Genomic DNA, 12,322 nt, shown 5'->3' on the forward strand with positions numbered 1-12,322 from the left:
CGGCGGTATGGGTTGTTATGCCTGCGGCGTTGGTCGCGCAGGCAAAAAGCAGAACCGCCAGAAGGGCAAAAAAATTCAGGTAATGGCCATTTCAACAGCCCGAACTCTCTCCTGATGCACGGCATCTTTAATCCCGGCCGGCGAGTCAACAAGCCGCTTGGCCACGGCGCCGGCATCAACCGCACGCGCAGCCAGAAGCGCAATTCGCAATCGCTCAGCCTGCGGATACGCCCGCATCTCGAACCCCAGCCTGCCACGGGCATCGGCCTCACAAGCCTGCAAGGCTTCCGCGAACCTCGCAGGTTTCCGAATAGCATCGCTGCGCTCGAGCAACCTCACCAGCGCGGCCGCGCTCATCTCCGTCACACGATGGATATTCCCATGCTCCCGCGCGACCAGCAGCGCCAGATCGCGACACTCATTGGGCACCCGCAGCCGCTCGCATAAAGGCTTCAGTAAATCCACACTGCGCCCCTCATGCCCGATATGCCGCGGCAACACATCTTCCGGCGTCGTCGCCTTACCCAGATCGTGTGTAAGCGCAGCAAACCGGACCGTCAACGCATATCCCTGCTGCGCAGCATGATCGACCACCATCATCACGTGCACGCCCGTATCGATCTCAGGGTGATAATCGGCCCGCTGCGGCACGCCGAACAACGCGTCGATCTCCGGCAGAATCCGCGCCAACGCACCGCACTCGCGCAGCACGTCGAACATCCGCGAAGGCTTCTTCTCCATCAAGCCGCGCGACACTTCCTGCCACACGCGCTCGGCCACCAGCGCATCCACTTCACCATCGGCGACCATCTTGCGCATCAGTGCCATCGTCTCGGGCGCCACGGTGAAATCGACAAACCGCGCCGCGAACCGCGCGATCCGCAAAATCCGCACAGGATCCTCAAGAAACGCATCGCTGACATGACGGAACAGCCGCGCCTGCAAATCGGCCTGGCCGTTGAACGGGTCGATCACCGGTCCGGTCAACTCGCCGTCCGGCCGCACCTCGCGCGCCATCGCGTTGATCGTCAAGTCGCGGCGTGCAAGGTCTTCTTCAAGCGTGACGTCGGGCGCGTAGAAGAACTGGAAGCCGTGATAGCCCGCCGCCGTCTTGCGCTCGGTGCGCGCGAGCGCGTATTCCTCGTGCGTCTGCGGATGCAAAAACACCGGGAAGTCCTTGCCGACCGGCCGATAGCCTTGCGCCGCCATCTGCTCGGGCGTCGCGCCGACCACCACGTAATCGCGGTCCTGCACGGGTACGCCCAACAACTCGTCGCGAATCGCCCCACCTACCGCGTAGATTTTCATGGGCATACGTCTTGATAGGGAATAGCGTGCGTTTCGCATAGCGCGTCGCCGATCCACGCCTTCACGGCCGGCAACGTCGTGATTCGACGGACATAAGCCGCGGCGGCTTCCGATAGCGCCGGTTGCCACGTGTTAAAGCGCATCACGACCGGTGCGTACATCGCGTCCGCAATGCTGAATTCGCCGAACAGGAACGGGCCGCCGTGTGCGTCGAGGCACTCGCGCCAGAGCGCGTCGATGCGGGCGATGTCGGCCAGCGCGCCCGGCGTCGCATTCTTGCCCGGAAACGACGCGCGAATGTTCATCCACATGTTCGAGCGCAATTCACCGAAGCCCGAATGCATCTCGGCGCTGATGCTGCGTGCGCGTGCCCGCGCCGCCGCATCGCGAGGCCATAGTGCGTGCTGGGGGAAGCGCTCAGCCAGCGCCTCGGCGATCGCGAGCGAGTCCCAGATGGGCAGCCCGTCATCATCGACCAGACACGGCACCTTGCCCGCACCGGTCGGCGCGTGAGCCAGAATGGCGGCCTTCGTGCCAGGCTCGCCCAGGTGGATCAACACTTCTTCAAAGGGAATGCCGAAATGCTTCAGCAGCAGCCACGGACGCATCGACCATGACGAATAGTTCTTGTCACCGATAATCAGTTTCATGCCTGGCATCAATGGAAAGGGGAAAAAGGTTCAACGTCCCGCGTTCGCGCGAAACGAGTTGAAGCGCGAGCGCGCCGACGCGCCAGTCAAATACACCGGCGCGATCGTCTCGATGCTGGCCGGCTCGATGCCCAGTTCAGGCGCAATCGGCCCGCTCATCACATTATCGACTTTCATCGAATCGAGATTGTCGCGCGAGATGACCGGTTCGCCGGGTGCCATTTCAAACGTCAACGCCTGCAAGCGCGCGAGTGCGTCCGGCAGACGGATGATTCGCGCATGGCGGCCGATCGCGTCGCCGCAAAACTTGACAAGGTCTTCGAGCGCGTAGACGGTGGGGCCGCCCAGCTCGTAGGTACGGCCGCCGGCCGCATCGAGATCGAGCACATTGACGATCGCTTGGGCAACGTCGCCGACGTACACCGGCTGGAACTTCGCATCGGGCATCGCAAGCGGAATGATCGGAAAGACGCGCTGCAGGAAGGCGAACTTGTTGAGGAATTCGTCTTCCGGGCCGAACACCACGGATGGCCGGAAAATCGTCCACGCCACGTTGGCCGCATGCACGGCCTTTTCGCCGTCGCCCTTCGAACGCGAGTACATGCTCGGCCCATTCATGTCGGCGCCGAGCGCGCTGAGATGAATCAGCCGATGCACGCCTTTGCCTTCACAGGCCGCGACGATTCTGGTCGGCAGCTCGACGTGCGCCCTCGCGAACTCAGGGCCGTACGGCTTGCCGCGTTTGCCATGCAACGTGCCGACCAGGTTGATCACGGCATCGGCATTCTCGACAAAACGCGCGAGTTGCACCGGATCGAACACGTCGGTTTCGATCACATCGATGGGCAGCAGTGTGAGATGGCGGGCGTTGTAGCGCCGACGGGTGGCGATGCGCACGTCTTTGCCCATTTCGACTAGGGCGTTGACGAGATGGCTGCCGATAAAACCGGAGCCGCCGATGATCGCAATGGCTTGATGTCGCATTTTCGACTCCCTGGTGGAAGCCGCGGCAACGGCTGGCGTGGCGCGCCGCCGCATCGAAGGATGCGGCGGCGGCACGGCGCTTACGGTGCGATGTAACCCAGACGCGCCTTCAGCGATTGCGGACGGCCTTCGAACAATGCCGCGTAGTAGACCGTGTTGGACAGCACATTCTTAACGTAGTCGCGCGTTTCCTGGAATGGAATCGCCTCGGCGAAAATCGCGCCTTCCACCGGGCGCTGCAACGACTCCCGCCAGTTGCGCGGACGGCCCGGCCCGGCGTTGTAGCCGGCGGTTGCCAGCACGGCGGATCCGTCGAACTGATTGTAGATCATCGACAAATAGTTGGTGCCGAGCAGGATGTTGGTGTTGATATCGTTCATCTGCTCGTGCGAAATCGGACCGAGGCCGATCTTCTTCGCGACCAGTTGCGCGGTGCCCGGCATCAACTGCATCAAGCCGCTCGCGCCGACTTCCGAGCGCGCGTTCATGATGAAGCGCGATTCCTGGCGAATCAGCCCATACGCCCATTCGATATCGAGCCCATTCGACTGCGAATCGCGCTCGACGATATCGCGGAACGGCGACAGATAGCGCAGCGAGAAATCGTGTTCGCTCTTCGTGCGGTCCGCCGTGTTGACGGTGCGGTCATACAGCTGGATACGGCGCGCGTATTCGGCGACGGCGAGCAGTTGCCGGTCGCTCATATTGCGCAGCGGCCAGTTCCATTCACGATTGCCTTCGAGCCGCAGATTCAGCCCATAGAAACGCTGCGCCAGATCGAAACCCGACGTAGTGCCCGCCTGCTGGACTTCGGCATCGGTCACGCCGGTTTTCGGCGGCACCGTGATCTTCTGGCCAAGTTCTTCCGCGGCAAGCTGGCCGTAGAAATTGAAGCCCTGAGAAATCGATTCGAATTCCTGGTTTGCCTGTGTCGTGTCGCCGCCCTGCTTCAGCGCCCGCGCATGCCAATACACCCACGACGGCTGATTGCGCAGCGGCGCCGGCATCTGTTCCGTCGACCAGCGCACCATCGTCCAGTCGCCCGCGAGCAGCGCGGTACGGGTGCGCCATTCGTACGCGGGATTCGACAGCGGCGCATTCGCCGACAGCCGATACCAGTCGACCGCGCCCGGCATCTGCCTCGCAGCAGCCTGATAGGCAATCGTGCCCCAGCCGATCGCACGCTCGGGCGAACTCAGCGACGGCGCCACCGACGCGAATGTGGCCGCCGCCATGGCCGGGTCGTTGCGCGCCATCCGCGTGATCGCCAGCAACGCGAGTTGATGCGACTGCGAATCGGGGCCGACACCGCGCGCCAGCAACAGCGGCGGCGTGCTCGTGGCCTGACCGAACAGCACCGGATCGGGCGCCTGATTGCCGAGCGCGTCGACGAGCTTGCTGCCGGTATTCGTGTAGTTCTGCTCGTAGGCGAGACGGATCTGCTGCCACACGTCGTCAGCATTGAATTGCTGGTTGGCTGCCAGCGCCGTGATCAGATCGACGCAGCCGTCGCCATACACTTTCGGATCGACCAGCAGCGCACGCGCCGCCTCGGCGACATTCTCGCCACGCGAGGCGCGCGATTCGAGCGCGTAGCACTTCACTTGCGTGTCGTCGTTCAGCACGAAGCGCGCGTATTGCTGATCGAAGTTGCGCCAGTCGTGGCGCGTGCCGAGCACGGTGAGGTAGTCGTTGCGCAGGCGGTCGGCGATCGCCTGGCCGTCGTACTTCTGCAAGAATGCCAGCACCGGCTCATCGGACGCGTCGACTCGCGCATGGCCGGTGGAATCGAACAGCTGCGGCTTGATCTGGAAATACTCCAGATATGACGGCGCCGGATAGCTCGGGATCATGCTCGCCAACTGCGCTGCGCGCGCCGCATCGTTATTGCGGGCGGCCTCGCGAAGCTGGACGAAGATCTGGTCGTCGTTCGAGAGTTGCGAAAGGGGAACGGGCTTGACGGCGGAAGCTGTGCTGCACGCGACGAGCGCCGCGGCGGCAAGCGCCAGACCGGCCGCGCGATATACTCGGTAAAGGCGTTTTGACATCGTTGTTTCTGGAGCGCGAATTGAACCCAAGCATAGCATGCAACCCTGTCGCGCAATCGAAAAAGGCGCTGCGTCGAATGCTATTGGAAGCAAGGCTGCAAGCGGCTTCCGAGCCCGCGCGCAATGTCGCGCTGAGCCGCCGCGTACTCGATGCGCTCAAACGCTACAACGTGAACGGCGTGGGGTTTTACTGGCCGCTGGCGGGCGAGTTCGACGCACGCGCCGCGATCGCGGTCTGGCTTGCGGCGGGCGCACCACGCGAAGCGAGTTTGCCGGTCGTCAAAGACCGCGGCGCGCCACTCGAATTCCACGCATGGACGCCCGATACGCCGATGAAAATCGGCCATCACAAGATCGCTGAGCCGACTTCGGGGCGTGTCGTGATTCCCGATCTGCTGTTCGTTCCTTGCGTCGGCTTCGACGAAGCCGGTTACCGGTTGGGTTACGGCGCTGGCTATTACGACCGCACGCTGGCCGCGTGGCCGGGTCCGACGAAGCCGGTCACGGTCGGCATCGCCTATGAAGCGTGCCGCACCGAAGCGCTGCAACGCGAGGCCCATGACATCCCGCTCGATCTGGTCGTGACCGAAGCGGGCCTCTATGCACGCGCGGCGAATTAAACGGTCAAGCGTTCGCCGTGCGCCCCCCGCACCCGCGCCCAGACGCAGCAGCGAAAACCGTTATAAAGACGCCGCCGCCCGCGCGGCCGTGTCGTACAGCCCTGACGCGTTGCGCATCAACTGCGCAGCCTCGCCGATCTGCTCATTGGTCAAGCCGCTTTCCTTCAGCGTCGAGATCAGGCAGCTTTCGCGCACTTCACGATACTTCAGGCAGAGTTCGCGGCCCACACCGGTCGCCGAGAAAAACACTTCCTTGCCGGTCTTTTCGCTTTTTACATACCCTCTAGCTACGAGCTTCTTCAACGCGTAGGTGGCGACGTGCGTGTCTTCGATGTTCAGCACGAAGCAGATGTCCGCCAGTTTCTTGCGGCGCTCGCGATGGCTGACGTGGTGCAGCAGCGAAACTTCGATGGCGGTCATGTCCTTATCGCCGGCGGCCGACATGCAGCGCACCATCCAGCGGTTGAATGCATTGCCCGCCATGATGAGCGCGTACTCCAGCTCGGACAGTTCCGCGCTCGTCTCGGACACGAGGTGTTCCGAGGAGACGATCTTGGTGGGGTGGCGCGACATGGTGAAGATTCTCGAAAACAGGATGGGAAGGTGTCGGGAGTGTACGACGAGCCGCCGATTCCCGGGAGCCTGGCAAAAACTCTTATTGAGAAATTGTTGATATTTTATTGATAATGTACGCTTCAAACATCGTGCACCCGATGCCGATAACTATCCATAGGGGCGACGTGCCCGAATTCTCCAACTCGACCTGGGCCGGCAACCGATGAGCCAACCAAGAATCTTTCCGCTCGGCGATACCGCGCTCGTCTGCGAGGCGTTGCCGCCTGCGACACTGGAATGCCAGCGGCGCGTGTGGGCGGCCGCCGAGGCTGCGCGCGACTGGCCGCATGTGCTGGAGGTCGTGCCGGGTATGAACAACCTGACGCTCGTCTTCGATCCGCTCGAAGCCGACCCCGAGACGCTCGCCGGCCAGTTGCGAGCCGCCTGGGAGGCGGTAGGCGATGCGCCCGCGCCGGGCCGCGAAGTCGAGATCCCGGTGCAGTACGGCGGTGAATTCGGCCCCGATCTGCAAGTGGTCGCCAATCACACCGGCTTGACGGTGCGGGACGTCGTGCAGCGTCATTCGGCAGGCGAATACGTGGTGTTCTTCCTCGGCTTCCAACCGGGTTTCGCCTATCTGGGCGGGCTCGATGCGGCGCTGCACACGCCGCGCCGTTCGTCGCCGCGGCTCGAAGTGCCGGCGGGTTCGGTCGGCATCGGCGGCGAGCAGACCGGCATCTATCCGGCCACCTCGCCCGGCGGCTGGCAGTTGATCGGCCGCACCGAATTGCCGCTGTTCGATCCGGCGCGCCGCCCGGCCACGCTGTTGCAACCGGGCGACCGGGTGCGCTTCACCATCGCGGGGATACACGCATGATCGATGTGATTCGCGCGGGTCTGCTGACTACGATTCAGGATCTCGGCCGTCACGGCCACCGGCATCTCGGTGTCGCGATGGGTGGTGCGCTCGACCGCCTGGCGCTCGAAGTCGGCAACCGGCTGGTCGGCAACCGGCCCGATGCCGCCGGCCTGGAAATCACCTTTGGCCCCACCGTGCTGCGTTTTCTGCGCGCCACACGGGTGGCGATCACCGGCACGGAATTCGGCGCGACGCTCGACGGCAAGCCGGTTTACTCGTGGTGGAGCCTGCCGGCGCAAGCAGGCCAGGAGCTGGTGCTGCACGCGGCCAGGCGCGGCATGCGCGGCTATGTCTGCATTGCCGGCGGCATCGACGTTTTGCCGGTGCTCGGCTCGCGCAGCACCGATCTCACCAGCCATTTCGGCGGACTCGGCGGCCGGGCGCTGCGTGACGGCGATCGTCTGCCGGTCGGCGCGCCGCCGCAGCGCGGCCAGCTCGGCTTCAGCCCCGAGGCGCCGGAGTTCGGCGTGAAGGCGCCCGCATGGTGCAAGTTCGCACTGGTTCACGAGCCGGCGCGGCGCGGCCGGCATCCGTCGGGCGTGCCGTGGGCCGTGCCGATCCGCGTGCTGCAAGGACCGGAATACGACAGCTTCACGCCCGACGCTCAGGAAAGCTTCTGGTCCACCGAATGGCTCGTCACGCCGAACAGCAACCGCATGGGCTACCGCCTCGCGGGCACTGAACTGAAGCGCACCCGCAAAACCGATCTGCTGTCGCACGCGGTGCTGCCGGGCACGATCCAGGTCCCGCCCAACGGCCAGCCGATCGTGCTGATGAGCGACGCGCAAACCACCGGCGGTTATCCGAAGATCGGCGCGGTGATCCAGGCCGATCTGTGGAAGCTCGCCCAGGTGCGCCTGAACGCCGCCGTTCGTTTCATCCCGACAACGCCGTATGAGGCGCGTCAGGCGCTATTGGAAGAACGCACGTATCTGCGGCAGATCGACGCCGCGATCGCCATGCATGAAGAACGCTGCGCGCGCCAGTTGGCCGTCGCAGCGCTGTAATACGGAGCAGAGGAACACCATGGAAATCGATTTGAACGCCGATCTCGGCGAAGGCTGCGGCTCCGACGAGGCGCTGCTCGACCTCGTCAGTTCGGCAAACATCGCGTGCGGCTGGCACGCGGGCGGCGCCAACGCCATGCGCGACTGCGTGCGCTGGGCGGTGGAAAAAGGCGTGTCGATCGGCGCGCATCCAAGCTTTAACGATCCGGAGAATTTCGGCCGCAAGGAAATGGACTTGCCGGCCAGCGACATTTACGCAGGCGTGCTGTATCAGCTCGGCGCGCTGTCGGCGATCGCGCAGGCCGAAGGCGGGCGCATCGCGCACGTCAAACCGCATGGCGCGCTCTACAACCAGGCCGCGCGCGACGCGAAGATCGCCGACGCGATCGTATCCGCGGTCCACGATTTCGACCCGTCGGTGGCGGTGTTCGCGCTCGCCAACAGTGGCCTCGTGACGGCCGCGCGCAACGCGGGGTTGACCGCAATCGAAGAAGTATTCGCCGACCGCGGCTATCGCGCCGACGGCTCGCTGGTGCCGCGCAAGGAGCCAGGCGCGCTGCTCGACGACGAAGAACTGGTGCTGAACCGCACGCTCGCGATGGTGCGCGAGCGCCGCGTGCAGGCCGTCGACGGACACTGGGTGCCGCTCAACGCGCAAACCATCTGCCTGCACGGCGACGGTCCGCACGCGCTGGCGTTTGCGCGGCGCATCCGCCGCGCGCTGGAAGACGCCGGCATTGAAGTTCACGCGGCCGGCGCCGCCCGCGTCTGAGCGTCGGCCAACGCGAACCAGACAGGCAGCGCGAATAGCCCCCTTGCGCAGCCCCGAACGCCCCGCTCCACGCGGGGCGTTTGCCAGGCGCAGGACTCACGTCGTAGTACCCGCGGTAAAGCAGCAGGTGTAAGCGCAGGTGCAGGTGCAGGTGTAGTCGAAGCAACGCGGCCATCAAGAGCCGCGGCAGCATGACGGCGCATGGATCACACCCGGCGCCGGCCCACGTTAGCCGCCACGAGCGGCGAGGTTGAAACCCTGTTTGGAGATCCAGATGCAGACAACTGTCAGTCTATGGCCGCTCATTGGCGTGGCCGTCATCATCGCCGGTTTCTTATTACGGTTCAATCCGATGCTGATCGTGGCGGCCGCCGCGATCGTCACGGGTCTGGCCGCGCACTTTCCGCCTGAAAAGATCCTCGCTGAAATCGGCACCGGCTTTATCAAGACGCGCAATATCCCACTGATCATCCTGCTGCCGCTCGCCGTGATCGGTCTGCTCGAACGGCATGGCCTGCGCGAACGCGCGCAAGCGTGGATCGGCGGCATCAAGGCCGCCACCGCGGGGCGTTTGCTGATCGTCTATCTGCTGGTGCGCGAACTGACCGCCGCCGTCGGCCTGACCGGTCTCGGCGGCCATCCGCAGATGGTGCGTCCGCTGATCGCGCCGATGGCCGAAGGCGCGACCGAAACCCGCTTCGGCAAAATCAGCGATGCGGTGCGTTTCAAGCTGCGCGCATTCTCCGCGGCGACCGACAACGTCGGCCTGTTCTTCGGCGAGGACATTTTCGTCGCCTTCGGCGCAATCGTGCTGATGACGACCTTCCTGAAAGAAGCGGGCATCGTCGTCGAACCGATTCACGTGGCTGTCTGGGGCATTCCGACCGCGATCTGCGCGTTCATCATTCACGGCTTCCGCCTGTATCTGCTCGACCGCAAACTCGAACGCGAGTTACGCGGCAATGCAGCCGCCAGCGCCGCTGCCGTTACGCCGGCGCAACCCGCCGCAGGAGACCAAGCATGACGCTCACGATTACCTATCTCTTCTGGCTGCTGGGCGTGGTGTTGCTCGTTGTCGGCGGCATGATCGTCACGGACAAGGCGCACCCGCGCCGCTTCACCGCCGGCGGCTTCTGGATTCTCTACGCGCTGATCTTCCTGATCGGCGACAAGCTGCCGCCCGCCGTGGTCGGTGTACTGGTGATCGTGATGGCGCTGATCGCCGGCTTCGGCGGCGTGACCGCGGCGAGGCCGAAACTGCTGTCGCTCGAAGCGCGCAAGGCCAGCGCCGCGCGCCTGGGCAACAAGCTGTTCGTGCCCGCGCTGACGATTCCGGTTATCACCGTGATCATCACGTTGTCGGCCAGCCATCTGATCTTCGGTGGCATGCCGCTGATCGAAAAGGCCAACGTCACGCTGATCGGCTTCGGGATCGGCTGCGTGATCGCGCTCGCGATTGCCTGCGTGCTGACGCGCGACACCGTCGGTCAATCGATGAAGGAAGCGCGTCGGCTGGTCGATGCGTTGTCGTGGGCCGCGGTGCTGCCGCAGATGCTCGGCATGCTCGGCCTCGTGTTCTCGGATGCCGGCGTCGGCAAGGCCGTCGCTCACGTGACCACGGCCTACATCAGCCTCGACTACCGGTTTGTCGCAGTGGCCGTGTACTGCATCGGCATGGCGCTGTTCACGATGGTGATGGGCAACGGCTTCGCCGCGTTTCCGGTGATGACCGGCGGCGTCGGCGTGCCGATTCTGGTCGGCGTGTTTCACGGCAATCCGGCGGTGATGGTCGCGATCGGCATGTTCTCGGGCTACTGCGGCACGCTGATGACGCCGATGGCCGCGAACTTCAACATGGTGCCGGCTGCGCTGCTGGAGTTGCCGGATAAGAATGCGGTGATCAAGGTGCAGGTGCCGACCGCGCTGACCTTGCTGATCGTGAACATCTTCCTGTTGAATTTCCTGATGTTCATGTAGGTGTGTTGCCGTTGCTGCGTGGCGGACACCGGCGTAACGCAGGATTTCTGCGTTGCGTCGGTGACGTGGAGACGCATGGAGACACTCTTTGACAAAAAACCGGATCAATCTGATTGTCGATCCCGCTTTGATCGTGCTACTTATCTAGCTTCATGAACAGTGGGGCGCGATGAAGCATGCGACGCAACAAGCTAAAGAAGGGCGACAAATCCTCGACGGGTGGAGTCGTCACTGAAGGTATCGAAACGTGCACCCATCACGGAACGCCCTTGACCTTTGTTGGTGCTCTGGTCTCCTGCTCTGCGTGTGGCTCAACTGGTCGTATCGTCGCCCAAGGCCCGCGGTGGATCGATACGATGATGGGCAAGGAAGCTGCGCTGGAAGGCGATCTATGTCTTTGCAAATGCCATCCGACTCCCGTCATGGTTGCGAGTCAAGACACCGCCTTTCATTCATTTGAATCTCACGAACTCAAAGAGAAGGGATTTGGTCCGACTGGCAATCCGCTCGTGGACGACTATAAAGGGGCCTTTGATGAGCGGGTACGGATTCTTGACGAAGAAGGCCGGCCGCTCTGTGGAGTTCCCTACCATATCAAGACAGCAAGCGGCGCCACATTCAAGGGCCTCACGGATCTGTCCGGCTACTGTCCGCGTGTCTATACCAAGGACGCACAACAACTGAATATTGCCGTTGGCATGAAGGCATTGGAACGGTGGACCAAATGAGCACCTATGTCTATCAGACCCCGACAAACAACAAGCCAGACTCACGATACGATGTTCTCGGGCATCTCATGCCTGCCCGAATCTTCTTTTTTGTGGTGGTGGAAGAGCCGGGGCGTGACGGCTATCTGGTCCGTCGCTGCTACACCTCCATTGAGGATCCGTATCTTCAGAAACTCCAGCTCGATCCGCTGCAACTGGAGCGAGAAGTATTCCCGGAAAAGTATGGGCTTTGGGGCAAGGGTCCAAACTCGACGGCCAGCGTTGCAGAGCATGTGATGGGATACGAGAAAATCACACGGTATGCCTCCACCAGTTCCGAATTCCCCGAGGGCGCCGGCCGCATGCAGGGCAAGGTTATCTATGTGGATATCGCCCAAGCCAAACGTGCAGGTGCCAAACTCGTTACCACACAGGAAATCAAGCAGTCCCTCCAGCAGTATGCACAGGAGAATCCGCACCTGAAGAATCGCATCCTCCACAAGGCTGATTATCAACCTTATGGCGTCCACTTTTCAGGGACCAGATCATTCAAGGCAAAGAGCATTCGCCCGATAGAAAAGGAAGTAGTCCGTCAAACAGGTGGCTGGGGTGGCGCAATCATGGGAGCAAGAATCGGTGCCTCAGCCGGTGCCCTGGTTGGCATCGAGACAGGACCCGGATCCGTCATCACAGGGGCGATTGGCGGCATTATGGGCGGCGCGGTCGGCTATTTCGGTGGTAGGGTTGTCGCTAACGAGATCCCGAACAGATAATC

At 63.0% G+C, this 12,322-nt stretch carries 13 protein-coding genes; 8 read left to right on the top strand and 5 right to left on the bottom strand.

Annotated elements, in window-relative coordinates:
• Nucleotides 1–75: 75 nt before the first annotated feature.
• The 4 genes from SB772_RS23705 to SB772_RS23720 all read right to left on the bottom strand — a co-directional run bounded on the left by SB772_RS23705 (nt 76) and on the right by SB772_RS23720 (nt 4,990).
• The gene (locus SB772_RS23705) at nt 76–1,308 is read right to left on the bottom strand and encodes a multifunctional CCA addition/repair protein (RefSeq protein ID WP_410835639.1); all 1,233 of its coding nucleotides are present in this window, start codon (nt 1,306–1,308) and stop codon (nt 76–78) included.
• A complete protein-coding gene (locus SB772_RS23710; protein WP_410835640.1) occupies nt 1,305–1,958 on the bottom strand; it encodes a glutathione S-transferase family protein in 654 nt (217 codons plus the stop codon). Before SB772_RS23710 ends, SB772_RS23705 begins: the two co-directional genes overlap by 4 nt.
• 30 nt (nt 1,959–1,988) lie before the next feature.
• Nucleotides 1,989–2,942, bottom strand: a complete 954-nt coding sequence (locus SB772_RS23715; RefSeq protein ID WP_410835641.1) for a complex I NDUFA9 subunit family protein — start codon at nt 2,940–2,942, stop codon at nt 1,989–1,991.
• Between the two features lie 80 nt (nt 2,943–3,022).
• Complete coding sequence (locus tag SB772_RS23720; protein ID WP_410835642.1) at nt 3,023–4,990, bottom strand: transglycosylase SLT domain-containing protein; 1,968 nt, start codon at nt 4,988–4,990, stop codon at nt 3,023–3,025.
• A 77-nt stretch (nt 4,991–5,067) separates the two neighbouring features.
• Here SB772_RS23720 and SB772_RS23725 point away from each other — a divergent pair, with 77 nt between their 5' ends.
• A complete protein-coding gene (locus tag SB772_RS23725; protein WP_410835643.1) occupies nt 5,068–5,610 on the top strand; it encodes a 5-formyltetrahydrofolate cyclo-ligase in 543 nt (180 codons plus the stop codon).
• Nucleotides 5,611–5,670: 60 nt separating this feature from the next.
• Here SB772_RS23725 and SB772_RS23730 read toward each other — a convergent pair whose 3' ends face one another.
• Nucleotides 5,671–6,183, bottom strand: coding sequence for a winged helix DNA-binding protein (locus SB772_RS23730; RefSeq protein ID WP_410835644.1), 513 nt, complete (start codon nt 6,181–6,183; stop codon nt 5,671–5,673).
• Between the two features lie 205 nt (nt 6,184–6,388).
• Here SB772_RS23730 and pxpB point away from each other — a divergent pair, with 205 nt between their 5' ends.
• The 7 genes from pxpB (at nt 6,389) to SB772_RS23765 (ending at nt 12,320) form a co-directional block, all read left to right on the top strand.
• The gene (gene pxpB / locus SB772_RS23735) at nt 6,389–7,042 is read left to right on the top strand and encodes a 5-oxoprolinase subunit PxpB (protein WP_410835645.1); all 654 of its coding nucleotides are present in this window, start codon (nt 6,389–6,391) and stop codon (nt 7,040–7,042) included.
• Complete coding sequence (locus tag SB772_RS23740; RefSeq protein WP_410835646.1) at nt 7,039–8,091, top strand: biotin-dependent carboxyltransferase family protein; 1,053 nt, start codon at nt 7,039–7,041, stop codon at nt 8,089–8,091. The genes pxpB and SB772_RS23740 overlap by 4 nt, the downstream gene beginning before the upstream one ends.
• A gap of 19 nt (nt 8,092–8,110) precedes the next feature.
• A complete protein-coding gene (pxpA, locus tag SB772_RS23745; protein ID WP_410835647.1) occupies nt 8,111–8,863 on the top strand; it encodes a 5-oxoprolinase subunit PxpA in 753 nt (250 codons plus the stop codon).
• Between the two features lie 274 nt (nt 8,864–9,137).
• Nucleotides 9,138–9,887: a DUF969 domain-containing protein gene (locus tag SB772_RS23750; RefSeq protein ID WP_410835648.1), complete on the top strand. Its 750-nt coding sequence runs from the start codon at nt 9,138–9,140 to the stop codon at nt 9,885–9,887.
• Nucleotides 9,884–10,840, top strand: a complete 957-nt coding sequence (locus tag SB772_RS23755) for a DUF979 domain-containing protein (RefSeq protein WP_410835649.1) — start codon at nt 9,884–9,886, stop codon at nt 10,838–10,840. Before SB772_RS23750 ends, SB772_RS23755 begins: the two co-directional genes overlap by 4 nt.
• Nucleotides 10,841–11,016: 176 nt before the next feature.
• The gene (locus tag SB772_RS23760; protein WP_410835650.1) at nt 11,017–11,568 is read left to right on the top strand and encodes a PAAR domain-containing protein; all 552 of its coding nucleotides are present in this window, start codon (nt 11,017–11,019) and stop codon (nt 11,566–11,568) included.
• A complete protein-coding gene (locus SB772_RS23765; RefSeq protein WP_410835651.1) occupies nt 11,565–12,320 on the top strand; it encodes a glycine zipper family protein in 756 nt (251 codons plus the stop codon). The genes SB772_RS23760 and SB772_RS23765 overlap by 4 nt, the downstream gene beginning before the upstream one ends.
• Nucleotides 12,321–12,322: the final 2 nt, after the last annotated feature.

It is taken from the genome of Paraburkholderia sp. SIMBA_030 (genome assembly GCF_046535245.1).
Classification (GTDB): Bacteria; Pseudomonadota; Gammaproteobacteria; order Burkholderiales; family Burkholderiaceae; genus Paraburkholderia.